Here is a 25885-nt window from a genome sequence, read left to right as displayed (position 1 = left end):
TGCCGCAAGTAAGGCAGCCAGTGGTGAACGGCAGGTGATGCGGCTCAGAACTCCAGGTCCAGCGCCGCGCACATGTAGTCAACGAACGGGCCGAGCCCCGCCAGGTCCTTGCCCAGCGTGGACAGCAGGCGCGGGCCGGTCATGGTGGCGTCGTCCAGCGAGCGCCACATCACCCAGTTGCGGTGCTTGAGGTCGTCAATGAACTCGAAGTCTGCCGGAAAGCCGCGCGGCGGCCGTACCAGCTTCTCGCTCTCCTCGAAATCGAAGCGCTTGCGCAGCGCCGGGGCATGCGCAGCGGCCTTCCAGCTGCCGGGGTTGTCGAGAATGAAGTGGCGCACGCGGCGCTGCGTCTCGGGTTCTGGATGCCACAGGCCGGCGCCGACGAAGCTCTCGCCCGGCTGCAGATGCACGTAGAACGAGGGCGCGGCCACTTCGCGGCGGCGCTCATGGAACAGGCGTGCACCCTGCCAGGTCTTGTACGGGGATTTGTCGTTGGAGAAGCGCGCATCGCGATGGATGCGAAACAGCGAGCCGCCGACGCCGCGGGTATCGGCGCGGAAGTGCTCGCTGATCTCGGCCAGCGCCGGCTGCAGGTCACCCAGCAGGCGCAGGAATGGCTGCCGGACATGGTCTTCATACTGCTGGCGGTGATCGTTGAACCAGGCCTTGTCGTTGTGCCGCGCAAGGCTGCGCAGGAACTTGAAGCTGGCGTCCGAGAAATAAGTGCTCACAGCGTCTCCTGCAGGTGCTGGCCCCAGTCGCGCAGCGATTGCAGCAGGGCCTGGCGCCGGGTGTCATCGGGCGCTTCGGCGGCCAGTGCATTGAGCTGCTGCTGGTACTGGGGCAGGTTGAGTTCGCCCAGGCCGCCGTCTCCGAGCAGGCGCTGGCGGCGGTAATCCTGCCAGCGCTGTCGTTCAGGCGGCGCGAGGCTGTCGGGATGATTGCGCGCGCGGTAGCGGAACAGCAGCTCCGGCAGGCGTGGGTCGCGGAAGCGACCTTCCAGCGCGGCCAGCTGCTCGGGCGCGGTGGTGCGTGCAAGCGCAAGCAGCGGCTTGTCACCGTTGCTGAGGAAGCCGTCGTACAGCGAGGCATCGACGTCGGCCACGGTGGCGGCGCGGGGCTGGTTGTAGACCTGCCGGGCCTTTTCGGCCAGCTGCGGGGCGAACGCGCGCAGGCGTTCCACCTTGGCTTCGATCGCGGTCACATCCAGGCCGAGGCGCGCGTGGTCATCGGCGCGCAGGTGGTTCCAGGCGATCAGCGCCGGCACCTTGTTCAGATGCACTTCCTTCAGCGGTACACGTGCGACGCCTTCGGGCAGATCGCTGGCGCGCATGTACAGGCGCTGTGCGATCACGTCGGTCGGCAGTTCCAGCAGATCGTCGATCTCGCCTTCCAGGTCGAACACGATCACCCGGTTGTTGATGGTCGGGTGCATGGCCAGCGGCAGCACCGGTGCCGCGCACAGGCGGCTGGCCGGGTAGCGCATGGAAATGTGCAGCACCGGCTTCATCGCGGCCACGTCCAGCAGGCCGCCGACGAAGCGTTTGTCGCGCAGCTTCAGTGCGTACTCCCACAGCCGCGGCTGCGATTGCTTGAACAGCCGTGCCATGCCGATGGTGGCACGCACGTCGGACAGTGCTTCGTGCGCATCGCCCTCGCGCACGTGGTTGGCCTCGGCCAGGTGTTCGAGCTTGAACGAGGTGGCGCCATCTTCGCGCAGGGGCCATTGGATGCCGTCCGGGCGCATCGCGCGCATCAACCGCAGCATGTCCAGCAGGTCCCAGCGCGAATTGCCGTTGCGCCACTCGCGTTCGTACGGGTCGTGGAAGTTGCGGAACAGACCGTAACGGACGAATTCATCGTCGAAGCGCAGCGTGTTGTACCCCAGCGCGCAGGTGCCGGGGCGCGACAGCTGTTCGTTGATGCGGTCGAAGGCTTCGGCCTCGCTGATGCCTTCAGCCAGCGCCTGCTGCGGGGTAATGCCGGTCACCAGGGTGGCCATCGGCGAGGGCAGCAGGTCATCGGCCGGGCGCACGAAGAAGCTGACCGGGGTGTCGATCTCGTTGAGGTCGGTGTCGGTGCGGATCGCGGCGTACTGCGAGATGCGCGTGCGTCGCGGGTCCTGGCCAAAGGTTTCCAGGTCGTAGAACAGGAAGCTGTCGGCCATCAGTGCGCGCCCTCCAGGACCGGCAGCTGCGCGTGGATCTGCGCTTCCAGTGCGGCCCAGTCGATGTTGTCCAGTGAATCGTGACCTTCGGTGGCTGCCGCCAGCAGGTTGCGTTGCAGTTCGGTGCGGCGCAGCGCTTCGGCATACGGCGTGTGCAGGAAGGTGACCATGGTGTAGTGCGGCACGAAGCGCGTCGGCCAGCGACGCTGCAGCTCCTGTTCCAGCTCACGCTGCAGCAGGAAGGCCGGGTCGGCGACGCGGTCGCGCATCTCCAGGTAGTTTTCCAGCGCCATCTGCTGAATGGCACGTGCATTCGGCTTGCGCTCGGTTTCGAACGCGGCGAACGCACCCTCCAGATCATCGGCCTCCATCAGGTGACGGGCCAGCGCAACGCAGTCCTCGAACGCGCAGTTCATGCCCTGGCCGTGGAACGGCACCATCGCATGCGCAGCGTCGCCGATCAGCACGGCGCGGCCCTGCTGGTGCCAGCGTTCCAGGGTGAGTGTTCCGAGCAGGCCTGGCGGGTGCTGTTCCCAGTCCGCGCGCAGGTTCGGGATCAGCGGCAGGGTGTCGGCAAACTCGCGCGCGAACAGCGCCTCGGCCTGCGCACCGGTGTTGATGGTGGCGAAGCTGGGGTCGCCCTGGTTGGGCAGGAACAGGGTGACGGTGAAGGTGCCTTCGTGGTTGGGCAGGGCGATGCACATGTAGTGGCCACGCGGCCAGATGTGCAACGCATTGCGCTCGATGCGGAAGCTGCCATCGGCGGCCGGCGGGATCTCCAGCTCCTTGTAGGAGTGGTCGAGGAAGGCAATGTCCTCACCCAGCGGTGCACGGCGGTTCATCGCCGCACGCAGTGCCGAGCCCGCGCCGTCGGCACCGATCAGGGTGTCGAAGTGGATGTCGTGCGGGCTGTCGTCGCGGTCATCGATGAAGCGCGCGTAGCCGGCATCGAAATCGACGGTATGCAGGCGGCGATGGAAGTGCACGGTGGCGCCGGCCTGTTCGGCCAGTTCCAGCAGCGTGGTGTTCAGGTCGCTGCGGTGGATCGACCAGATCACTTCGCTGTCATCACGGCCATAGCGCTGCAGCTGCGGTTCGCCGTCGCGTGGGTGCACCATGCGGCCGCGCATCATCACCGCGCGCGCCATGACCTCGTCTTCCACACCGGCCTGGCGCAGCGCGTTGCGCCCACGCTCGGCAAGCGCCAGGTTGATCGAGCGTCCGCTCTCGTAGTCGGCCACGCGCGGATCGCCGCGGCGTTCGTACAGGGTGATGCGCCAGCCCTGGCGTGACAGCAGGATGGCCAGCAGGGACCCGGCGAGGCCGGCACCGATAATGCTCAACGAGCGGGAAGCGTGTGCGATCAACGAACTGTCCAGCAGTAGGGGAGAGGCCGGCTTAGAGGCCGGCCCAGGCTTCCACTTCCTCGACGAAGTGATGCACGTCCAGGTAGCGGTTGTAGAGCGGCGTGGGCGAGATGCGGATCACGTCGGGCTCGCGCCAGTCGCCGAGCACGCCGATGCCGCGCAGGTGTTCGAACAGTGCGCGGCCACGTTCGCGGCCACCGATCACGCGCAGCGACAACTGGCAGCCGCGGCGCTGCGGCTCGGCCGGGGTGATGATGTCCAGCACGCTGGACAGGCGCGCGCGCACCAGCGCTTCGAGCATGCCGGTCAGCGCCAGTGACTTGCTGCGCAGCGCCTCCATGCCGGCGCGCTCGAACAGGTCCAACGAGGCCCGCAGCGGCGCCAGGCCGAGGATCGGCGGGTTGCTCAGCTGCCAACCTTCGGCGCCGATGGCCGGGGTGAACTGCGGTGCCATCTGGAAGCGGGTGGACTCTTCATGGCCCCACCAGCCAGCAAAGCGCGGCAGGGAGGTATCGCGGTGGTGGCGCTCGTGCACGAAGGCGCCAGCCACTGCGCCCGGGCCGCTGTTGAGGTACTTGTAATGGCACCACACGGCAAAATCGGGTGCGATGTCATGCAGGCGCAGCGGCAGGTTGCCGACCGAGTGCGCCAGGTCGAAGCCGATGCGTGCGCCCTGCAGGCGGGCGGCACGGGTGATCGCATCGAGGTCGAAGGCCTGGCCGGTGCGGTACTGCACGCCCGGCCACAGCACCAGCGCCAGGCGCGGGCCGTGTTCGGCGATGGCGCGTTCGATCGCTGCCAGCGATATCGTGCCGTTGACCTCGTCCGGCTGCACTTCCACCAGGCACTCGGCCGGGTCGAAACCATGGAAGCGGATCTGCGCCTCCACCGCATGGCGGTCGGTCGGGAATGCGCCGGCTTCCATCAGGATCACCGGGCGCTCGGCCGTGGGCCGGTAGAAGCTGACCATCATCAGGTGCAGGTTCACGCTCAGCGTGTTCATCGCCACCACTTCGCTGGGCAGCGCACCGACCACGCGGGCCAGCTGCGCGCTCACCAGGCGGTGGTAGGACAGCCACTGCGTGGGGCCGGTGAAGTGGCCTTCCACCGCCAGCTCGCCCCACTGCTTCATCACTTCCTGCACGGCCGCCTGCGCGCCACGCGGCTGCAGGCCCAGCGAGTTGCCGACGAAGTAGGTCTGCTCGCCACCACCGTGGCGCGGAATCAGGAATTCATTGCGCAGCGGGCGCAGCGCATCGGCGGCGTCCAGGGCAATGGCGTGGGTGCGGCTGAGCAGGTCGGACATGGTCGGGCAACAGGCTGCAACGGGACCGCCAGTGTAGCGCCTGGGGCATGGCCCGGTAGCAGCCGGCCCGGCACCAGCGCCGTGTGATCCGGTAGTCGCCAACCTTGGTTGGCGCACGTACAAGAAAGTGCCCACCAAGGTGGGCATCTACCAGAGCGGGAGCGAGCAAGCGCCGGGCATCTACCAGGGCAGGAGCGAGCAAGCGCCCACCAAGGTGGGCGACTACCGTTCGGGGCTCAGCCCGCCGCCGGCGTCGGCAGCGGATCCACGTGCCCGCACTGGCTGCAGGTACGCAGCTCCAGGCTGGCGTGGTAGCGCGCGAACACCTTCGGCAGATCGGTCTCGATGTTCAGCAGCGCGAAATACTCTTCGTGCAGCTTGTGGTTGCAGCGTTCGCAATGCCAGATCACGCCGTCCATCTCATGCGGCAGGCGCTTGCGCTCGACCACCAGACCGATACCGCCGGGCGGGCGCCGCGGCGAGTGCGGCACCTTCGCCGGCAGCAGGAAGATCTCACCGGCACGGATCGGAATGTCGCGCACCGCGCCGTCTTCCTGCACCTTCAGCACCATCTCGCCTTCGAGCTGGTAGAACCACTCCGGACCTTCGTCGTAGTGATAGTCGGTGCGCGAATTCGGCCCGCCCACCACCATTACGATGAAGTCGCCATTGTCGATCATCTTGTTGCCCACCGGCGGCTTCAGCAGGTGGCGGTGTTCTTCGATCCAGGCGTGCAGGTTGATCGGCGAAGCGAGCATGGTGGTCTTCCGTAGGGAATCAGTCGCGCTTGCCCTTGCGCGGAACGTAGGACAGGGCCTTTTCATAGGCGGGCTGCAGCTCTTCCTGCGAACCGACGTCGATGCCCATCTCGCGCACGCGTCCGTCCTTCAGGCTGTAGACCCAGCCGTGCACCATCAGCTTCTGGCCGCGGGCCCAGGCGTCCTGCACGATGGTGGAGCGGCACAGGTTGGCAACCTGCTCGATCACGTTCAGTTCGCACAGGCGCGCGTGCTTGAGCTCATCGGTGTCGATCGCATCGAGGATGCCGGTGTGCTTCTGCATTACGTCGCCGACGTGGCGCAGCCAGTTGTCGGCCAGGCCGACGCGGGTGTTGTGCAGGCAGGCATGCACGCCGCCGCAACCGTAGTGGCCGACGATCAGGATGTGCTTCACCTTCAGCTGGTCCACCGCGTACTGCACCACGCTCAGGCAGTTCAGGTCGGTGTGGGCGACTACGTTGGCCACGTTGCGGTGCACGAATACTTCGCCCGGCGCCATGCCGATGATCTGGTTGGCCGGAACGCGCGAGTCGGAACAGCCGATCCACAGGTATTCCGGGTGCTGCTGCTTGGCCAGCTGGTGGAAGAACTCGGGGTCTTCCTTTTCGATGCGGTCGGCCCAGTCGCGGTTGTTCTGCAGCAGTTTGTGGATGTCTTTCATGTAAGGGTCCCTGGCGTCGGGTGGGGGCGCGCCGCAGCCATCCGGCTGCGTCGTTGCGGGAATCTTGGGCGTTCAGTCGCTGCGGGCGGCCTGTTCGCGGTGCCAGCGCATCCACTGCGCCAACTCGATGGAAGAGGGTGTGCCCAGCTGTTCCAGTTCGGCGATCACCGCGCGCTGGTTGGCGTCGGGATGGTTCTGGCTCAGTTTGAGCTTCAGTTGCACCTGCTCGACCTGGAACCGGAAGCCGACGATGGCGCGCAGCTCCGGGCCGTGTTCGGCACGCGTGGCATCGAACTGCCAGGCCTGGCCGACGCTGGCCTCGAAGCGGTCGCTGATCGCGCCAACCAGTTCGGCCAGCGCATCAGCGTCGTCGAAGGTCTGCAGCTGGCCACGCAGCTCGGCAGCGGCGTAGTTCCAGGTGGGTACCCGCGCGGCGGGTTCCTTGTCCGGATACCAGCTGGCCGAGACGTAGCCGTGTGGGCCATCGACCAGTACCTTGGCCGCGCCGCTGTGGCGCGACTGCGGGTTGGCGCGGGCCCAGTGGCCGCGCAGTTCGATCTGGTCGCCGTCACGCCGGTACAGCACTGGCATCCGGGTCAGCTCCGGCAGGCCATCGCTGCCGACGGTGAGCACCGTGACGAACGGGTCGCGCGCCAGCAGGCGGTCCAGCCAGAGCAGGTCGGTCTCGGCGAAGGCGCGCGGGGTGAACATGCAGGGGTCAGGCGCGCCCGCCCAGCGACTGGATCATGCGGCCACGCAGACCCTCGTCACTGTCGGCCTGCGGCGGCTGCACTTCGTGCAGGCTGAAGCCGCGCACCAGCGCGTCCTCCTCGTCCAGGCCGTCGTACTCGACGAACTCGGCGTCGAACAACTGCGAACGGGCGGTGTCTTCGCTGTCATAGCTCAGCGTGTTGCCATCGCTGTCGAGCACTTCGGCGGTGCCGGCCGGGCGCACGCGCAGCCGCGCCCAGATCAGGGTGTTGCCGAGGCTGGCCAGCCACCAGCTGTCGCGCGAGGCGGTGATGTCATTCATGGATGTGTTACCAGAGCGAGGCCAGCCAGAGCAGGGCGGCCATGCCCAGTCCGGCCAGCAGGGTCAGCAGCGATACCCAGGCCGGCGTCGCCAGCCCGGACAGCGAGCGGTCGGGCTGCTGGCGATAGTCGCGGCGCAGCAGCCAGGCCAGGGCATCGGGCTTGAGGAAGGCGCCGCTGCCGAAGCGCTCGGCGAGCGCCGGGTGGCGGTCGCGCACGTGCACCAGGGTCAGCGGCCAGAAGATCACGAAGGCACTGAACCCGGCCACTGCAACGCCGACGAAACAGAGGGCGAAGAACAGGGTCATGGGAGCGGTACCTCCGTGATCGTGTGGGGCTTAGAAGTCCGCGCTGCCCGGGGCGCGCGGGTAGGGGATCGCATCGCGGATGTTGGACAGGCCGCAGACATAGACCACCAGGCGTTCGAAGCCCAGGCCGAAGCCGGCGTGCGGCACCGAACCATAGCGGCGGAAGTCGCGGTACCAGCTGTAGTGCTCACGATCCAGGCCGAACTGGGCCATGCGCGCATCCAGCACGTCCAGGCGCTCTTCGCGCTGGCTGCCGCCGATGATCTCGCCGATGCCCGGGGCCAGCACGTCCATCGCGGCCACGGTCTTGCCGTCGTCGTTCAGGCGCATGTAGAAGGCCTTGATGTGCTCCGGATAGTTGGTCACCACCACCGGGCGGCCGACGTGTTCCTCGGTCAGCCAGCGCTCGTGCTCGGTCTGCAGGTCCAGGCCCCATTCGACCGGGAAGTCGAACTTCTTGCCGGACTTCTGCAGCAGGCTGACCGCATCGGTGTAGTCGATGCGCTCGAACGGCGCGTTGATGAAATCTTCCAGCTTGGTGATCGCGTTCTTGTCCACGCGCTCGGCGATGAAGGCCAGGTCGTCGCTGCGCTCGTTCAGCACCGCGCGGAACAGGTACTTCAGGAACTCTTCGGCCAGGCGCGCGTCTTCGGCCAGGTCGGCGAAGGCGATTTCCGGCTCGATCATCCAGAACTCCGCCAGATGGCGGGTGGTGTGGCTGTTCTCGGCGCGGAAGGTCGGGCCGAAGGTGTAGACCTTGCTCAGCGCCAGGCAGTAGGCCTCGACGTTCAGCTGGCCGGACACGGTCAGGAAGGTTTCCTTGCCGAAGAAGTCGCGGCTGAAATCGATCGCGCCCTTCTCGTCACGCGGCAGGTTCACCATGTCCAGGGTGGACACGCGGAACATCTGGCCGGCGCCTTCGGCGTCGGAGGTGGTGATGATCGGGGTGCTGATCCAGTTGAAGCCGTTCTCGTGGAAGAAACGGTGCACGGCCTGGGCCAGGCAGTTGCGGATGCGGGTGACCGCGCCGAACAGGTTGGTGCGCGGGCGCAGGTGTGCCACTTCGCGCAGGAACTCCGGCGACATCGGCTTCGGCTGGATCGGGTAGGTGAGCGGGTCTTCGACCCAGCCGACCACTTCCAGTGCGCTGGCCTGGATCTCGAACGACTGGCCCTTGCCCTGCGACTTCACCAGGGTGCCGGTGGCAATGACCGAGCAGCCGCTGGTCAGGCGCTTGATCTCGTCGAAGTTGGCCAGGCCGTCGCCGGCCACGACCTGGATCGGGGCGAAGCAGGAGCCGTCGCTCACATTCACGAAAGCCAGATTCGCTGAACCGCGCACCGTGCGCACCCATCCGCGTACCGTGACTTCGCCGCCTTCCGGGATCTTCCCGGCAAGCGCATGTTCAACGCTGACCACCGTCATGACTTGAATCCTCTGCTGATCGACTCGATCTGTGAACACGGGAGTTTACCGGTTGCAGCGTTCTGCTTGCGAGGCATTTTTCGCGGCAACGGCTCCTTATAATGTCCCCGTACCTCTGGAGTAGCCCCATGGCCGTCAGCCTGACCCCCATTGCCTTCGAGCGCGTGCAGCGCTTTGTCGCCCAGACCCCCGGCGCGCTGGGCCTGCGTTTCGGCGTGACCAAGACCGGTTGCTCGGGCTGGGGTCACATCACCGACCTGGCCCGCGACGAGCGCGAGGGCGATACCGTGTTCGACCAGGACGGCGTGAAGATCTACGTCGATGCCAAGAGCCTGGCGCTGGTGGACGGCACCGTGATCGACTTCGGCAAGCACGGCCTGAGCGAGACCTTCACGTTCAGCAACCCGAATGCCACCGCCGAGTGTGGCTGCGGCGAGAGCTTCACCACCGACGCCGACAAGGCCTGAGGGCCGCCTGGGGAGTTGCCGACCTTGGTCGGTACGGGTGAAGGGCACCCCGGTTCAGGAGCTCCAGGGCACCCCGGTTGCCCGGCCACCCCATCTGCGCCATAATGCGCGGCTTCCTGCCTTCCTGGCGGGAATCCTTGCCCCACCGCGGTATCAACGGCGGGGGGCTGTCCGGCCGCAAGGCCACATCCGAAAGGTAGAAAAAACATGAGTCGTCATTACGAAATCGTGTTCATGGTCCACCCGGACCAGAGCGAGCAGGTCCCGGCCATGATCGAGCGCTACAAGTCGCTGGTCGAGAACGGCAACGGCACCATCCACCGTCTGGAAGACTGGGGCCGCCGCCAGCTGGCGTACCCGATCCAGAACCTGGTGAAGGCCCACTACGTGCTGCTGAACATCGAAGCCGACCAGGCCGTGCTGAACGAGCTGACCGAAAGCTTCCGCTTCAACGACGCCGTGCTGCGCAACCTGGTCATCAAGCGTGACGAGGCTGACACCGAGCAGTCGCTGATCATGAAGAGCAAGGACGAGAAGGGTGACAAGCCGGAGCGCGGTGAGCGCCGTCGTCGTGACGACGAAGAAGGCGAGTCCACCACCACCGCTGACAACGAAGCCGGCGACGACGCCGCTTCCGCCGCCTAAGGAGCCTTCCCATGTCCAAGTTCTTCCGTCGCCGCAAGTTCTGCAAGTTCACGGCTGAAGGTGTGAAGGAGATCGACTACAAGGATCTCAACACCCTGCGCCAGTACCTGACCGAGAACGGCAAGATCGTGCCGAGCCGTGTCACCGGTACCAAGTCGAAGTACCAGCGCCAGCTGGCGACCGCCGTCAAGCGCGCTCGCTTCCTGGCCCTGATCCCGTACACCGACAACCACGACGTCTGATGCCCGGCGGGGCGGCCCGGTGCCGCCCCCGCTGTGCCAGCTATTCGGACAGCCTTTGTTGCGGGGCATCGCCTCGCTAACGAATAACTCATCTGGAGCAATACCATGCAGCTGATCCTCCTGCAGAAAGTTACCAACCTCGGCAACCTGGGCGACCTGGTCGACGTGAAGCCCGGCTACGGCCGTAACTTCCTCGTGCCGCAGGGCAAGGCCGTTCCGGCCACCGAGAGCAACAAGGCCGAGTTCGAAGCCAAGCGCGCCGAGTACGAAGCCAAGGCCCAGGCCATCCACGCCGACGCTGACGCCCGCAAGGCCAAGCTGGAAGGCGCGAGCGTGACCATCCCGGCCAACGCTTCGACCGAAGGCAAGCTGTACGGCTCGGTCGGCGCCCGCGAAATCGCCGATGCCTTCACCGCTGCCGGCCTGCCGGTCAGCAAGAGCGAAGTCATCCTGGGCGAAGGCGCCTTCCGCAACATCGGCGAATACGACGTGCTGATCCACCTGCACGCCGACGTCGAGACCACCGTCAAGGTCGTCGTCGTCGCCGAAGCCTGATCCCACGCCGAAAGGCCTGGAATCACCGCAGAACGGGCGCCCGCAAGGGTGCCCGTTTTGTTTTATGGCTCCGTTTCGTGGTGTCGGGCCACGCTCGGCCGGCGGGGTGGGGCTGGACAATGTTCCACGCCCATTCGTAGAACACGGCCACATCGGTATACTCAGGGCGTCACACCCGTTCCACGGGCATCGATCCCAACAGGATCAATGACTTGGAGGGTAAACGCAGGCCGCTTGCCGGCCCCAGTCCGGAACCCCTATGCGTCTTTCCACGATCAAGCTGTCCGGCTTCAAGTCGTTCGTCGATCCGACCACCCTGCACCTGCCGACCAACATGACCGGCGTGGTGGGGCCCAATGGCTGCGGCAAGTCGAACATCATCGACGCCGTGCGCTGGGTCATGGGCGAGAGTTCGGCCAGCCGCCTGCGTGGCGACTCGCTGACCGACGTGATCTTCTCCGGGTCCAATGCCCGCAAGCCGGTCTCGCAGGCCACGGTCGAGCTGATCTTCGACAACTCCGACCACACGATCTCCGGCGAGTACGCCTCGTTCAACGAAATCTCGGTCAAGCGCACGGTCAGCCGCGACGGCACCAGCAACTATTACCTCAACGGCACCAAGTGCCGCCGCCGCGACATCACCGATCTGTTCCTCGGCACCGGCCTGGGCCCGCGCAGCTACTCGATCATCGAGCAGGGCATGATCAGCCAGATCATCGAAGCGCGCCCGGAAGACCTGCGCGTGTACCTCGAAGAGGCGGCGGGCATCTCCAAGTACAAGGAGCGCCGCAAGGAAACCGAGACCCGTATCCGCCACACCCGCGAGAACCTGGACCGGCTGGGCGACCTGCGCGACGAGATCAGCAAGCAACTCGAACACCTCAAGCGCCAGGCCAAGCAGGCCGAGCAGTACCAGGCGCTGCAGGAAGAGCGCCGGGTCAAGGATGCCGAGTGGAAGGCGCTGGAATTCCGTGGTCTCGACGGACGCCTGTCGAAGCTGCGCGAAGGCCTGTCGCAGGAAGAGACCAAGCTGCAGCAGCTGATCGCCGACCAGCGTGATGCCGAGGCCCGCATCGAGACCTCGCGTGCGCGGCGCGAAGAGGCCGCCGACGCGCTCAACACCGCGCAGGCTGCGGTCTACCAGGTCGGCAGCACGCTGGCCCGCCTGGAGCAGCAGATCCAGCACCAGCGCGAGCTGTCGCAGCGCCTGCACAAGGCGCGCGATGAAACGCAGCAGGCGCTGGCCGAACTGGGCCAGCACATCAGCGGCGACGAGGCCAAGCTGAGGGTGCTGCGCGAGGCGGTGGAGGCTGCCACCCCGCAGCTGGAGGAGCTGCAGGAAGAGAGCGAGATCAAGCAGGAAAGCCTGCGCGAGGCCGAGGACCGGCTGGCCAGCTGGCAGCAGCGCTGGGAACAGCACACCTCGCAGAGTTCGGAGGCCTCGCGCGCCGGCGATGTCGAGCGCACGCGCGTGGACTATCTGGACAAGCAGATCCTTGACGCCGACCGGCGTCGTGAAGCCCTGGCCGCCGAGCGCGCCGGCCTGGACGTGGATGCGCTGGAAGAAACCTTCGAGCAGCTGCACCTGCAGCACGACACGCAGAAGACCGCGCTGGATGAATTGAGCGAAGACGTCGAACTGCGCAAGCAGGGCGTGGCGGCGGTGCAGGAACAGCAGCGCAATGGCCAGAACGAACTGGCCGAACTGCGCAAGCAGGCCAACGGCCTGCGTGGCCGCCTGGCCTCGCTGGAAACCCTGCAGCAGGCCGTGCTGGGCCAGGAGCAGGGCGCGGCCGTGGCCTGGCTGAAGGCGCGTGGATTGGATTCGGCGGCGCGTGTCGGCGAACGCCTGGACGTTGATGCCGGCTGGGAAAATGCGGTGGAAAGCGCGCTCGGCCAGTTGATCGAAGGCGTGCTGGTTGATGATCCGGCCAGCCTGGTCGATGCCCTCGGCGAACTGGGCGAGGGCCACATCGCGCTGGTTGCCAACGATGGCGCGGACCTAAAGGTCGCACCGACCTCGCTGGCCGCCCGCGTACGTGGCCCGGCAGCGATCCGTCGCCTGCTGGCACACCTGCATGCAGCAAAGGACCTTTCCGAAGCGAAGGCGTTGCAGGGCAGCCTTCCGGAAGGCGATTCGATCATCACCCAGAGCGGCGAGCGCCTGGGCCAGGGTTGGCTGCGCGTATCGCGCTCCGGTGCAGCCCAGCAGGGCGCGCTGCTGCGCGAGCGTGAGATCAATGAACTGCGTGAGCAGATCGAGCAGCTGCAGGACCGCGAGGCCGAGCTGGAAGAACAACTGAGTGGATTCCGTGAGCAGCTGCACGCCGCCGAGCAGCAGCGCGAAGACGCGCAGCGTGCGCTGTACCAGGCCCATCGTGCGGTCTCTGAACTAGCGGGCCAGTTGCAGGGCCAGCAGGGCAAGGTGGAAGCGGCGTGCACGCGCATCGACCGCATCGAAGGTGAGCTGAAGCAGTTGCAGGAAACGCTGGAAGCCAACAACGAGCAGGCGCGTGAAGCGCGCTCACGGTTGGAGAACGCGGTCAGCAGCATGGGCGACCTGGAATCGACCCGGCAGCGACTGGAGGGCGAGCGCCGCCAGCTGACCGAGGCCCGCGACCTGGCGCGCGATGCTGCACGCGCGGTGCGTGAGCGCTCGCACTCGCTGGCGCTGACCCTGGAATCACAGCGGGCGCAGCTCGCCTCGTTGAGCCAGGCATTGGAGCGCATGGGCACCCAGCGCGGGCAGCTGGATTCGCGCCTGGGCGAACTCCATTCGCAGCTGGATGAAGGCGATTCGCCGGTCGAATCGCTGCAGGCCGAGCACCAGAACGCGCTGGAAGAGCGCGTGCGCGCGGATCGCGTGCTGACCGAGGCGCGCACGCTGCTGGACGGCATCGACGCCGAGCTGCGCAACTACGAACAGACCCGCCACCAGCGTGACGAGCAGGCGCTGGCCCAGCGCGAGCGCATTTCGCAGCGCAAGCTGGACCAGCAGGCGCTGGTGCTCAGCGCGGAGACCCTGCAGGCGGCGGTGGAGAAGGCCGGCTTCGTGCTGCAGGACGTGCTCAACGCATTGCCCGAGGATGCCCGCCTGGGCGACTGGGAGCAGGCCGTTCACCAGATCGACGGCCGCATGCGCCGGCTGGAGCCGGTCAACCTGGCCGCCATCCACGAATACGGCGAGGCTTCGCAGCGCTCGGATTACCTGGATTCGCAGCACACCGACCTGACCACCGCGCTGGAAACCCTGGAAGACGCCATCCGCAAGATCGACCGCGAGACCCGCGGTCGTTTCAAGGACACCTTTGATCGTGTCAACGCTGGCGTGCAGGCGTTGTACCCGCGCCTGTTCGGTGGCGGCCACGCCTACCTGGAACTGACCGGTGAAGACCTGCTCGACACCGGTGTGACCATCATGGCGCGTCCTCCGGGCAAGCGCGTGTCCAGCATCTCGCTGCTGTCCGGCGGCGAGAAGGCGATGACCGCGGTGGCGCTGGTGTTCGCCATCTTCCAGCTGAATCCCGCGCCGTTCTGCCTGCTGGACGAGGTGGACGCGCCGCTGGATGAAGCCAACGTCGGCCGCCTGGCCAACATGGTCAAGGAAATGAGCGAAAAGGTGCAGTTCCTGTTCGTCAGCCACAACAAGGCGACGATGGAGGCCGCGCACCAGCTGTCGGGCGTGACCATGCGCGAGCCGGGCGTCAGCCGCCTGGTCAGCGTAGACCTGGAAGAAGCCGCGCGATTGGCGGGCGCGGCCTGACGTGCCATCCTAGTTACCTGAATGAACTAGCCGGAGAACCTATCGAATGTCCGACACGGCACTGTTGCGCATCGGCATCCTGGCCGCCGGCCTGCTGTTGATCGCCGCGATCTTCCTGTTTGGCCGTCCGAAAAAGAAGCCCCAGGGGCGCCGCGTGGAAGGCGCGGAACCGACCAGCGGCGAGCGCCGCGAGCCGGTGCTGGGCGAAGACGGCGTCACCGTGCCCGATGGCCGCGTCGAACCGGGCATGGGTACGGAAGGCGAGCAGGCCGAACTCGGCCTGGGCGAAACCGACCCGGGCGCCAGCGACCTCGGCAAGCGTGCCACCCAGGATTTCGACAAGATCGTCTCGTTGTTCGTGGCCGCCCGCGCCGGCGAACAGCTGCGTGGCGAGGACATCGTGGTGGCGGCGGAAAAGACCGGCCTGGTGTTCGGCCACATGAACGTGTTCCACCGTCTGGTGGAAGGCCACCCCGAGCGCGGCCCGATCTTCTCGATGGCCAGCATCATGAAGCCGGGCAGCTTCGACATGGCCAACATCCGCGCCATGGAAACCCCGGCCATCGCCTTCTTCCTGACCCTGCCGGCGCCGCTGACCGCGCTGGACGCCTGGGAGAAGATGCTGCCGACCGTGCAGCGTATGGCCGAGCTGCTGGATGGCGTGGTGCTGGATGACAGCCGCAACGCCCTGGGCCGCCAGCGCATCGCGCACATCCGTGACGAGCTGCGCGCCTACGACCGTCAGCACCAGGCGCCGCCGCTGACCAAGACCCCGCGTTGGTAAGTGCTTTTTTCGGTGTGCCGACCAACGGTCGGCACCCACAACAGTAGATCCACGCCATGCGTGGATGGGGCGAACCAAGGTTCGCCCCCACCAACAGGGTCAGGCCGGGACGCCAGCCACCTTCGCGAACGCATGGCGGAACGCGGCCATCTCCTCTTCGGTGCCGACGGTCACGCGCACGCGCTGTGGCCAGATCGGCCAGCTGCGCCCGATCACCACGCCTTTGTCGGCCATCGCCTTGGCAAACGCGCTGCCATCGCGCTGGACGTCGACCACGAAGCAGTTCGCTTCCGACGGCACGCAGCTGAAACCACGCTTGCCCAGCCACGCGATGGTGGCTTGCCGCACCTTGGCATTCTGCAGGCGGCGCTGCGGAATCAACTGCGGATCGCGCAGGCTAGCCAGTGCAGCGGCCAGCGCCGGCACCGGCAGTGGGTTGTCGCCCAGGCTGGCCAGTTCGCGAAGGCGGTCGGGATGCGCGGCCGCCACGCCCAGGCGCAGGCCGGCCATGCCATACAGCTTGGAGAACGTACGCAACACGATCAGGTCATCGCGCTGCGCCACCTGTGCGATCAGGCTCGGCTGTTCGCTGTACTGCAGGTAGGCCTCGTCCAACAGCACGCGGGTGGATGCGGGTTTGTGGGCCAGCAGCCAGGCGAGCTCATCCGGCGGGCTGATCGAACCGGTGGGGTTGTTCGGGTTGCACACATACAGCAGTCCTGTCGGGCGTGCGTGTGCGGCGGCGACCATCGCACGCAGGTCATGTGCGCCGTTGTCGCGCAGCGGCACTTTCTGCACGTGCGCACCGTGGGCGGTGGCGACCTCGCCCAGCGTCTCGAAGGTCGGGTCGGCGACTACCAGTCCCGCCTGCGGGCCGGTCCACAGCACGGCGGCACGGTTCAGCGGTTCGCTGGAACCCGGATAGAGCCGCACATGATCGGCCGGGATGCGCGCCTGTTCGATGAAGGCGTCGCGCACCTGACCGGCCAGTGCGAAACGGTAGCGGCCGCAACCGGCGATGCTGTCGCGTGCCGCCTGTTGGGCCGCGGGCGAGGGGCCGTAGGGACATTCGTTGAAATTCAGCAGCACCGCGCCTTCGGCAGGGGCGGCGGCTGTCGCGGGTTGGGCATGGCCGAGCTGCGGCAGCCCGCTGCCGGCGACAGCGAGGCCGGCACCGGCCAGTTGCAGGAAGCGTCGACGGGAAGCAGGCAGGGTCACGGGCAGGATTCCGAAGGGCAGACCGTCGCACGCTAGCGCTGGTGGGGATGGGCGGCAAGCTGCTTTTGCAGCGTCGAGCCGTGCTCGATCACAGACGTGCCAACCATGGTTTGCACCTACCGGAGCTGGGAAGAAGGTTGGCACCTGCTGGAGCGGGGGAGTGCTTGGCGCCTGCCAGAGCGAAGCGCCAGTCGAGTATGGCTCGACTCCACAAAAGGCAGGGCCGTTACCGGGCCTGACGGCCGGGCGCGGTAGAATTCCCGGCTATCCCAGAACCACCGGATCCCGATGAGCCCCAGCCCCGCCGAACGCGCCGAAGACCTCCGCCGGCAGATCGCCCAGGCCAACCGCGCCTACCATGAGCTGGACGCGCCGGAGATCCCTGACGTCGACTACGACCGGATGGTGCGCGAGCTGGAAGCGCTGGAGCGCGAACACCCGGAACTGGCCCGTGCCGACAGCCCGACCCAGCAGGTCGGTGCGCGCCCCTCCGGCCGCTTCCCGGAGGTGCGCCACGCGGTACCGATGTTGTCGCTGTCCAATGCCTTCAGCGACGAGGAAGTGGCCGATTTCGTGCGCCGCATCGATGAGCGCCTGGGCCGCCGCAGCCTGCAGTTTTCGGCCGAGCCGAAGATGGACGGCCTGGCGATCAGCCTGCGCTATGAGGATGGTCATTTCGTGCTCGGCGCGACCCGTGGCGATGGCAGTACCGGCGAGGACGTGACCGCCAACCTGCGCGAGATCGGTGACATTCCCAAGCGTCTGCACGGCAGGGACTGGCCGGATGTGCTGGAGGTGCGCGGCGAGGTCTACATGGCCCGTGCCGACTTCGAGGCCTACAACGAACGTGCGCGCCTGCAGGGCGGCAAGGTGCTGGCCAATCCGCGCAATGCGGCGGCCGGTTCGCTGCGCCAGCTCGACCCGAAGATCAGTGCGCAGCGCAGGCTGAGTTTCTTCGCCTACGGCACTGGCGAAGTGCAGGGCGGCGAGCTGCCGGACACCCATTCGGGCACCCTGGCCCAGCTCGGTGCCTGGGGCTTCCCGGTCAGTGAGCTGTGCAAGGTGGTGGAAGGCACCGACGGCCTGCTGGGTTACTACCGCGATATCGGTGAGCGCCGCGATGGCCTGCCGTTCGATATCGATGGCGTGGTCTACAAGCTCGATGACCGCGCGGGCCAGCAGGCGATGGGCTTCGTCTCGCGTGCGCCGCGCTGGGCCATCGCGCACAAGTTCCCGGCGCAGGAACAGAGCACCACGGTGGAGGCCATCGAGATCCAGATCGGCCGCACCGGTGCCGCCACGCCGGTCGCGCGACTGGCGCCGGTGGCTGTGGCCGGCGTGATCGTGTCCAATGCCACCCTGCACAACGCCGATCAGATCGCACGCCTGGATGTGCGGGTGGGCGACAGCGTGATCGTGCGCCGCGCCGGCGATGTGATTCCGGAAGTGGTCAGCGTCATCCTCGATCGCCGCCCGCAGGGCACCACGCCGTGGCAGATGCCGACGCGTTGCCCGGTGTGCGGCTCGGAAATCGTGCGCGAGGAAGGTGCCGCCGCATGGCGCTGTTCGGGTGAGCTGTCCTGCCCTGCGCAGCGCAAGGAGGCCATTGCCCATTTCGCTTCGCGTCGTGCGATGGATATCGATGGCCTCGGCGACAAGTACATCGAAACCCTGGTCGACGCCGGCATCGTCAAGAGTGTGGCCGACCTGTACCGGCTCAACCGTGACCAGCTGCTGCACCTGAAGCTTGTGCTGGATGCCGAGGACCCTTCCGCACTGGCTGCTGCGCTGAAGCTGCATCTGTCCGCCGAAGGCAGTGGTGCGGTGCTCAATGCGGTGCTCAAGCTGGACGGCAACGATCCGGGCTGGCGCGCGCAGGCGCTGGTGCAGCCCGCCAGCTTCGAATGGAACACGAAGAAGATCGCCACCAAGTGGGCCGACAACCTGATCGCGGCGATCGACGCCAGTCGTGCCGCCACGCTGGAGCGTTTGCTGTTCGCGCTCGGCATCGAGCATGTGGGCGAAAGCACGGCCAAGGCGCTGGCGCAGTGGTTCGGTGACCTGGAGCTGATCCGCCACCTGCCGTGGCCGTTGTTCAAGCGTGTGCCGGACATCGGTGGCGAAGTAGCGCGCTCGCTCGGCCATTTCTTCGAGCAGCAGGGCAACCAGCAGGCCATCGATGACCTGCTGCAGGTCGGCCAGGTGCGCATCAGTGATGTGCATGCGCCCAGTGCCAAGCTGCGCGAAGGGCTGGATCTGGCGCAGCTGCTGGTCGAGTCGGAAATCCCCGGCATCACCCGCCTGCGTGCGGAGAAGCTGGTGGCTGCGTTGCCTGGCGCGCAGGCCGTGCTCGACGCCGAGCATGGCCAGTTCGTCAACGCCGGCCTGCCCGATGACACCGCACGCGGTCTGGCTGCGTGGCTGGACGCCGAAGGCCATGGCGCGATGCTGCTGGTGGCCGAAAAGGCGATGCAGCAGATCCTGGCCAAGGCGCCGGCGCTGGCCGAGATCGTGGCCGGCCCGCTGGATGGGCAGACCGTGGTGCTGACCGGCACCCTGGCCCAGCTCACCCGCGATGCCGCCAAGGAGCGCCTGGAAGCGCTGGGTGCCAAGGTCTCCGGCAGCGTTTCGAAGAAGACCAGTTTCGTGGTGGCCGGTACCGAGGCCGGCTCCAAGCTGGACAAGGCGCAATCGCTGGGCGTGCCCGTGTGGGACGAAGACCGCCTGCTGGCTTACCTTGCCGAACACGAATGATGACCCCGCCGGGTGCCTCGCGCCCGGCATGAAACACAAAGGAATACCGATGCAGACCGCCCCGCTGGATTTCCGCTTGGCCACCCGCGCCGACGAAGAGCAGTTGATCGCGTTGATGCGCGAGTTCTATGCCGAAGACAAGATCGACTTCGATGACGCGCGCGTGCGTCGCGGCGTGGATGCACTGCTGGCCGACCCACGCAACGGCGAAGTGCTGTTGTGGCTGGACGAGGCGGGCGAGGTGGTTGGTTACGCAGTGATCGCGATGGGCTTCAGCCTGGAGCAGGGCGGCCACTTCATGCTGCTGGACGAGCTGTACCTGAGCCATCGTGCGCGCGGTCGTGGCCGCGGCAAGCAGGCGCTGGCCATCTGCGAACAGCGCGCGCGTGGCCGTGGCGTCAGCCGCCTGCGCCTGGAAGTGAACCACCACAACGAGCTCGCCCGTCGCCTGTACCTGGCCAGCGGATACATCGATGACACCCGCGATCTGCTGACCCTGCCGCTGGACCACCCGCGCCCGGAGGGCATCCTGTGAGTGAGGCCCTGCTGCACGCGCTGCAGCAGCGCGCTGCGCTCAATGCGCTGGTGCGCCGCTTCTTCGCCGAGCGCGATGTGCTGGAGGTGGAAACACCGATCCTGTCGGTTGCAGGCAACACCGAGCCCAACATCGACAGCTTCCATACCGATTTCACCGGGCATGTCGATGCCGGTGGCCGTCGCCGTTGGCTGCGCACCTCGCCGGAGTACCCGCTCAAGCGATTGCTGGCGGCAGGTGTGGGCGACTGCTACGAGCTGGGCCGGGTGTTCCGCAACGGCGAAGCGGGTGGTCGCCACAACCCGGAATTCACCATGCTGGAGTGGTATCGGGTCGGCTGGGACCACCACCGGCTGGTGCAGGAGACCGCCGAGCTGGTCGGTCAGGCACTGGCCCTGGTCGGGCGCAGTGCGACCCTGCGCGTGCTGAGCTACCGCGAACTGTTCCAGCAGCATGTGGGCGTGGACCCGTTCGAGGCTGACGAAGCCGCGCTGCGCGCCGCGCTCGGCGACGTGCACATCGACCCGGTAGGGCTGACCCGCGACGACTGGCTGGACCTGCTGATGACCCATCACATCCAGCCGCACTTCGATGACACGGTGATGACCGTGGTCCACGATTGGCCGGCCAGCCAGGCGGCGCTGGCCCGCATCCGCGCCGGCACGCCTCCGCTGGCCGAGCGTTTTGAGCTGTATCTGGGCGCGGTGGAACTGGCCAACGGTTATCACGAACTGAACGATGCGCAGGAGCAGCGCACGCGCTTCCAGCGTGACCTGCAGCGCCGGCACGAACGCGGCCAGGTGCAGCCTGCGCTGGACGAGGCACTGCTGGCCGCACTCCCATCAATGCCGGCCTGCGCGGGTGTGGCGGTGGGTGTCGATCGGCTGCTGATGGCGATGAACCGCACGCCACGCATCGCCGACGTGCTGGCCTATGACTTCGCCCACGCCTGATCTTCAGGGTTTTCTGAACATCGAAGACTGAACGGATTGCCGCATTTCCGTGCTTGCTTCGGTAAGCAGGATGATGCTCTTATCACGGCAGATGCGGGACACTCGCATCGGAATTCGTCCACTCCTGTTGGGGAAGGCATTGGTCAAGTGGTTTGCGGTTGTCGCGGCTCCGGTCTACTCCATCGCGTTGTGGGGTGCCTGGCTGCCGTCGTCGGCGTCTGCCCAGCAGGTGGGGTATGACGGCGAAGTGGTGACCTGCGAATCGCGCGACATGGGCTGGGTGCATTGCGATATCGATGTCAGCAATGGCATCGACCTTGTCCGCCAGCTCTCCAACAGCAGCTGCATCCGTGGCAGCGAGTGGGGCACCGACCGCAGTGGTGTCTGGGTCACCCTGGGTTGCCGCGCCGAGTTCCGCGCGCGCCGCGCCGCGGGGCCCATTCCGGCAGCGAATGAAGGCAAACGCCTGGTTCGCCGCGTGGTGCGCTGCGAATCCAACGGTCGTCCTCAGAGCTGTCCGGTGCGCCTGGATGGGGCGCCGGTACGCCTGCTGCGCCAACTGTCGGCGTTGCCGTGCCGGGAAGGGCAGGGCTGGGGCTACAAGCGCAACGAAGTGTGGACCAGCCGCGGCTGCCAGGGGGATTTCGAAGTGGCTGACGAGGACGGCCGTTTTGTTGACGTGCCACGCCGTCTGACCTGCGAGTCGAAGTCGAAGAAGCGCCGCTTCTGTGGCGCGAGCATTTCGGTCGGCGCCGTCGTCACCGAACAGTTGTCCAGCACCCCGTGCGAGGAAGGCAACACCTGGGGCTGGAACCGCAACGGGATCTGGGTGGACGGCGGCTGCCGCGCCGAATTCTCGGTGAATTGAGCCCGGGCAGGCTCCAACCGCGCGGGGCGTGGCCCTACAATGGGCCCATGAACACTGCCTCCGACATCGACTACGCCCGTTACGACCACATCCGCCCGATCCTGTGGACCGGCGATGCCCTGCAACTGCTGGACCAGCGCAAGCTGCCGTTCGTGGTCGAGCATGTGGTCTGCCATGACAGTGACGAGGTTGCCGCCGCCATCCACGCGTTGACCGTGCGTGGTGCACCGGCGATTGGCATTGCCGCGGCCTGGGGCGTGGTGCTGGCCGCACGTGACGTGCAGGCCGCAGACGGTGCGCACGCGCTGCAGCAGCTGGAACCGGCGCTGCAGCGCCTGAACGCGTCGCGCCCGACCGCCGTCAACCTGGCCTGGGCGCTGGCGCGCATGCGTCGCTGCCTGAACGCCGCCGGCGCCGACTGGAAGGCTCTGCTGGAAGCGGAGGCGCAGGCCATCGCGGAGGAAGACCTGGCCGCCAACCGCCACATGGGCGCGCTGGGCGCGGGCCTGATCGACGCCGGCAGCGGCGTGCTGACCCACTGCAACACCGGCTCGCTGGCCACCGCAGGCTTCGGCACCGCACTGGGCGTGATCCGTGCCGGCATGGCCCAGCACCGCATCGCCCGCGTGTTCGCCGGCGAGACCCGGCCGTGGCTGCAGGGTGCACGCCTGACCGTGTGGGAGCTGCAGCAGGATGGGATCGACGCCACCCTGATTGCCGATTCGGCCGCCTCGCACCTGATGAAGACCGGCGCGGTGCAGTGGGTGATCGTCGGTGCAGACCGCATCTGCGCCAATGGCGATACCGCCAACAAGATCGGCACCTACCAGCTGGCCATCGCCGCCCGCCACCACGGGGTCAGGTTCATGGTGGTGGCGCCGTCCTCGACCGTGGACATGGACACCGTGGACGGCAGCCAGATCGAGATCGAGCAGCGCGACCCGGGCGAGCTGTATGGCGTGGGCGGGACCCGCACCGTGGCCGAAGGCATTGCCGCCTGGAACCCGGTGTTCGACGTCACCCCGGGTGAACTGATCGATGCCATCGTGACCGAGCGCGGGGTGATCCTGAACCCGACCGCTGACAACATGCGTGCCGCCTTCGGCGGCTGAGGCGGGCAGGGTCGCGGATGTCTGTGGAGCCGAGCCCACGCTCGGCTCAGCCAGTGAATCCGCCGCAGCCGAGCATGGGCTCGGCTCTACAGGGGCGGCATGGGGCCCTAAGTTCCTGATTTGTGCCGGTAAAATCCCCGTAAAGGGAGGCGGAAAACGGCCTGTTGTGGTAGTATCCACAGGTTGAATCGAGGTTCCGGCGCGACCCCCTCCCGCAGAGGGCTGCGCCGGACTGGACCGCTACCAGACAACGGAACCCGAATGGCAGAAACCGCCAAGGAAATCATCCAGGTCAACCTGGAAGACGAGATGCGCAAGAGCTATCTCGATTACGCCATGAGCGTGATCGTGGGCCGCGCGCTCCCGGATGCGCGCGACGGCCTCAAGCCGGTGCATCGCCGCGTGCTGTTCGCGATGAACGAGTTGAACGCGCACAGCAACAAGCCCTACTTCAAGTCGGCGCGTATCGTCGGTGACGTCATCGGTAAGTACCACCCGCATGGCGATCAGTCGGTGTACGACACGCTGGTGCGTCTGGCACAGCCGTTCTCGCTGCGCTACATGCTGGTCGATGGCCAGGGTAACTTCGGTTCGGTCGACGGTGACTCCGCTGCGGCGATGCGATACACCGAGGCGCGCATGTCGCGCCTGGCGCATGAGCTGATGGCGGACATCGACAAGGAAACCGTCGATTTCCAGCCCAACTACGACGAAAAGGAACTGGAGCCGACGGTCATGCCGACCCGGTTCCCGAACCTGCTGGTCAATGGTTCGGCCGGTATCGCGGTGGGCATGGCGACCAACATCCCGCCGCACAACCTGACCGAATCGATCAACGCCTGCATCGCGCTGATCGACAATCCGGAAATCGATGTCGACGGCCTGATGGAGTACATCCCGGGCCCGGATTTCCCGACTGCCGGCATCATCAATGGCACCGCCGGCATCGTCGCCGGCTACCGCACCGGCCGCGGCCGTGTGCGCATCCGTGCCAAGGCCGATATCGAAGTGGCCGACAACGGCCGTGAGTCGATCATCGTCACCGAAATTCCTTACCAGGTGAACAAGGCGCGTCTGATCGAGAAGATCGCCGAGCTGGTCAAGGAAAAGAAGATCGAAGGCATCAGCGAGCTGCGCGATGAGTCCGACAAGGACGGCATGCGCATCTACATCGAAATCAAGCGCGGTGAATCTGCCGAGGTTGTGCTGAACAACCTGTACCAGCAGACGCAGATGGAATCGGTGTTCGGCATCAACATGGTGGCGCTGGTCGATGGCCGCCCGCAGTTGATGAACCTCAAGCAGATGCTGGAGTCGTTCGTCCGCCACCGCCGCGAAGTGGTCACCCGCCGTACGGTATTCGAGCTGCGCAAGGCGCGTGCCCGTGCCCACGTGCTGGAAGGCCTGACCGTCGCGCTGGCCAACATCGACGAGATGATCGAGCTGATCAAGACCTCGCCGAACCCCACCGAAGCCCGCGAGCGCATGCTCGCGCGCCTGTGGGAGCCGGGCCTGGTCGGTTCGATGCTGGGCGCTGCCGGTGCCGAAGCCTCGCGTCCGGATGACCTGCCCAAGGGCGTGGGCCTGATCGAAGGCGGCTACCAGCTGACCGAGATCCAGGCCACCCAGATCCTGGAAATGCGCCTGCACCGCCTGACCGGGCTGGAGCAGGACCGCCTGACCGAGGAATACAAGCAGCTGCTGGAAGTGATCGCCGGGCTGATCCACATCCTGGAAGATCCCGATCGCCTGCTGCAGGTGATCCGTGAAGAGCTGATCAGTGTCAGGGCCGAGTTCGGCGACGAACGTCGTACCGAAATCCGCCACAGCGAAGAAGACCTGGATATCCTCGACCTGATCGCGCCGGAAGACGTGGTGGTCACCGTGTCGCATGCCGGCTACGTGAAGCGCCAGCCGGTGAGCGTGTACCGCGCCCAGCGCCGTGGTGGCCGCGGCCGCAGCGCAGCGTCCACCAAGGAAGAGGATTTCATCGAACAGCTGTGGCTGGTCAACACGCACGACACGCTGCTGACCTTCACCAGTTCGGGCAAGGTGTTCTGGCTGCCGGTCTACCAGCTGCCCGAGGCTGGCTCCAACGCCCGCGGCCGTCCGATCATCAACTGGATCCCGCTGGAACCCGGCGAGCGCGTGCAGGCCGTGCTGCCGGTGCGCGAGTACGCCGATGGCCAGTTCGTGTTCTTCGCCACGAAGAACGGCACGGTCAAGAAGACCCCGCTGGGCGAGTTCGCCTTCCGTCTGGCGCGCGGCAAGATCGCGATCAACCTGGACGAGGGCGATGCTCTGGTCGGCGTTGGCCTGACCGACGGCCAGCGTGACATCCTGCTGTTCGCCTCCAACGGCAAGACCGTGCGCTTCGGTGAGGACAAGGTCCGCTCGATGGGCCGTACCGCCACCGGCGTGCGTGGCATCAAGATGCCGGCCGGCGAGGAAGTGGTCAGCCTGATCGTGGCCGAAAGTGCCGGTGGCATCGAGGACGAGAACGAGGACGACAACGGTGTCGAGGAAGCCGCCGCCACGGGCGATGCGGTGATCGACGGCGCCGACGACGCCAGTGTGCAGTACATCCTGACCGCGACCGAGAACGGCTACGGCAAGCGCACCCCGCTGCCGGACTACCCGCGCAAGGGCCGTGGCACGCAGGGTGTGATCGGCATCCAGACCACCGAGCGCAATGGCAAGCTGGTCGCCGCGGTGCTGATGGGCTCCAGCGACGAAGTCCTGCTGATCTCCGATGGTGGCACCCTGGTGCGTACGCGTGGCTCGGAAATCAGCCGCGTCGGCCGCAACACCCAGGGCGTGACCCTGATCCGCCTGTCCAAGGACGAGAAGCTGCAGGCGGTGGAGCGCATGGATGCCTCGATCGACGAGGACGAGGACGAGGTGGCTGCCGCCGCTCCGGCCACGACCGACGGCGCACCGGCTG

At 66.7% G+C, this 25885-nt stretch carries 23 protein-coding genes; 12 read left to right on the top strand and 11 right to left on the bottom strand.

The window, feature by feature from the left end; translation table 11 throughout:
- Positions 1-44: 44 nt before the first annotated feature.
- From N5J73_RS12540 to asnS, 10 genes are all read right to left on the bottom strand, one after another.
- Complete coding sequence (locus N5J73_RS12540) at positions 45-731, bottom strand: DUF2461 domain-containing protein (protein WP_049445642.1); 687 nt, start codon at positions 729-731, stop codon at positions 45-47.
- Positions 728-2167 carry an exodeoxyribonuclease I gene (sbcB, locus tag N5J73_RS12535; RefSeq protein WP_279941013.1) on the bottom strand — a complete coding sequence of 480 codons (1440 nt, stop codon included), beginning with the start codon at positions 2165-2167 and terminating at the stop codon, positions 728-730. Before sbcB ends, N5J73_RS12540 begins: the two co-directional genes overlap by 4 nt.
- On the bottom strand, positions 2167-3534 hold the full coding sequence (locus N5J73_RS12530) for an NAD(P)/FAD-dependent oxidoreductase (protein WP_049445639.1): 1368 nt from the start codon (positions 3532-3534) through the stop codon (positions 2167-2169). The genes sbcB and N5J73_RS12530 overlap by 1 nt, the downstream gene beginning before the upstream one ends.
- Positions 3535-3565: 31 nt before the next feature.
- Positions 3566-4840, bottom strand: coding sequence for a kynureninase (gene kynU, locus N5J73_RS12525; protein WP_049445637.1), 1275 nt, complete (start codon positions 4838-4840; stop codon positions 3566-3568).
- A gap of 236 nt (positions 4841-5076) precedes the next feature.
- Complete coding sequence (locus N5J73_RS12520) at positions 5077-5598, bottom strand: 3-hydroxyanthranilate 3,4-dioxygenase (RefSeq protein WP_049445634.1); 522 nt, start codon at positions 5596-5598, stop codon at positions 5077-5079.
- 19 nt (positions 5599-5617) lie between these two features.
- On the bottom strand, positions 5618-6280 hold the full coding sequence (gene can, locus N5J73_RS12515; RefSeq protein WP_049445632.1) for a carbonate dehydratase: 663 nt from the start codon (positions 6278-6280) through the stop codon (positions 5618-5620).
- 72 nt (positions 6281-6352) lie between these two features.
- Positions 6353-6991: an FMN-binding negative transcriptional regulator gene (locus N5J73_RS12510; protein ID WP_049445630.1), complete on the bottom strand. Its 639-nt coding sequence runs from the start codon at positions 6989-6991 to the stop codon at positions 6353-6355.
- Between the two features lie 7 nt (positions 6992-6998).
- A complete protein-coding gene (locus N5J73_RS12505; protein ID WP_006453002.1) occupies positions 6999-7313 on the bottom strand; it encodes a hypothetical protein in 315 nt (104 codons plus the stop codon).
- Positions 7314-7320: 7 nt separating this feature from the next.
- Positions 7321-7620: a hypothetical protein gene (locus tag N5J73_RS12500; protein ID WP_005417403.1), complete on the bottom strand. Its 300-nt coding sequence runs from the start codon at positions 7618-7620 to the stop codon at positions 7321-7323.
- 30 nt (positions 7621-7650) lie between these two features.
- Complete coding sequence (asnS, locus tag N5J73_RS12495) at positions 7651-9045, bottom strand: asparagine--tRNA ligase (RefSeq protein ID WP_049445627.1); 1395 nt, start codon at positions 9043-9045, stop codon at positions 7651-7653.
- Positions 9046-9173: 128 nt separating this feature from the next.
- Here asnS and N5J73_RS12490 point away from each other — a divergent pair, with 128 nt between their 5' ends.
- The 6 genes from N5J73_RS12490 to zipA all read left to right on the top strand — a co-directional run bounded on the left by N5J73_RS12490 (position 9174) and on the right by zipA (position 15501).
- A complete protein-coding gene (locus N5J73_RS12490) occupies positions 9174-9512 on the top strand; it encodes an iron-sulfur cluster assembly accessory protein (RefSeq protein WP_006376495.1) in 339 nt (112 codons plus the stop codon).
- Between the two features lie 207 nt (positions 9513-9719).
- Positions 9720-10157, top strand: a complete 438-nt coding sequence (gene rpsF, locus N5J73_RS12485; protein WP_049445625.1) for a 30S ribosomal protein S6 — start codon at positions 9720-9722, stop codon at positions 10155-10157.
- A gap of 11 nt (positions 10158-10168) precedes the next feature.
- Positions 10169-10399, top strand: a complete 231-nt coding sequence (gene rpsR / locus N5J73_RS12480) for a 30S ribosomal protein S18 (RefSeq protein WP_002804494.1) — start codon at positions 10169-10171, stop codon at positions 10397-10399.
- Positions 10400-10504: 105 nt separating this feature from the next.
- The gene (gene rplI, locus N5J73_RS12475; protein ID WP_049408589.1) at positions 10505-10954 is read left to right on the top strand and encodes a 50S ribosomal protein L9; all 450 of its coding nucleotides are present in this window, start codon (positions 10505-10507) and stop codon (positions 10952-10954) included.
- A 259-nt stretch (positions 10955-11213) separates the two neighbouring features.
- The gene (smc, locus tag N5J73_RS12470; protein ID WP_049445622.1) at positions 11214-14717 is read left to right on the top strand and encodes a chromosome segregation protein SMC; all 3504 of its coding nucleotides are present in this window, start codon (positions 11214-11216) and stop codon (positions 14715-14717) included.
- Positions 14718-14763: 46 nt separating this feature from the next.
- Positions 14764-15501, top strand: coding sequence for a cell division protein ZipA (gene zipA / locus N5J73_RS12465; RefSeq protein ID WP_049445620.1), 738 nt, complete (start codon positions 14764-14766; stop codon positions 15499-15501).
- 99 nt (positions 15502-15600) lie between these two features.
- Here the strand turns inward: zipA and N5J73_RS12460 are convergent, their stop codons facing one another.
- Positions 15601-16719: a pyridoxal phosphate-dependent aminotransferase gene (locus N5J73_RS12460; RefSeq protein ID WP_049445619.1), complete on the bottom strand. Its 1119-nt coding sequence runs from the start codon at positions 16717-16719 to the stop codon at positions 15601-15603.
- Between the two features lie 282 nt (positions 16720-17001).
- Here N5J73_RS12460 and ligA point away from each other — a divergent pair, with 282 nt between their 5' ends.
- From ligA to gyrA, 6 genes are all read left to right on the top strand, one after another.
- Positions 17002-19473, top strand: a complete 2472-nt coding sequence (gene ligA, locus N5J73_RS12455; RefSeq protein WP_192840562.1) for an NAD-dependent DNA ligase LigA — start codon at positions 17002-17004, stop codon at positions 19471-19473.
- A 49-nt stretch (positions 19474-19522) separates the two neighbouring features.
- Positions 19523-20008 carry a GNAT family N-acetyltransferase gene (locus N5J73_RS12450; RefSeq protein ID WP_049445614.1) on the top strand — a complete coding sequence of 162 codons (486 nt, stop codon included), beginning with the start codon at positions 19523-19525 and terminating at the stop codon, positions 20006-20008.
- On the top strand, positions 20005-20961 hold the full coding sequence (gene epmA / locus N5J73_RS12445) for an EF-P lysine aminoacylase EpmA (protein ID WP_049445613.1): 957 nt from the start codon (positions 20005-20007) through the stop codon (positions 20959-20961). Before N5J73_RS12450 ends, epmA begins: the two co-directional genes overlap by 4 nt.
- A gap of 139 nt (positions 20962-21100) precedes the next feature.
- Positions 21101-21829 (top strand): DUF3011 domain-containing protein, encoded by a 729-nt coding sequence (locus N5J73_RS12440; RefSeq protein ID WP_049445611.1) that lies wholly within the window; start codon positions 21101-21103, stop codon positions 21827-21829.
- Positions 21830-21876: 47 nt separating this feature from the next.
- Positions 21877-22941, top strand: a complete 1065-nt coding sequence (gene mtnA / locus N5J73_RS12435) for an S-methyl-5-thioribose-1-phosphate isomerase (RefSeq protein WP_049445610.1) — start codon at positions 21877-21879, stop codon at positions 22939-22941.
- Between the two features lie 261 nt (positions 22942-23202).
- The coding region (gene gyrA, locus N5J73_RS12430) for a DNA gyrase subunit A (RefSeq protein WP_279941007.1) at positions 23203-25885 on the top strand (2683 nt) is incomplete at its 3' end.

This window comes from Stenotrophomonas sp. GD03654 (assembly GCF_029845105.1).
Classification (GTDB): domain Bacteria; phylum Pseudomonadota; class Gammaproteobacteria; order Xanthomonadales; family Xanthomonadaceae; genus Stenotrophomonas; species Stenotrophomonas africana.
This window is presented reverse-complemented; position numbering and strand designations above follow the sequence as displayed.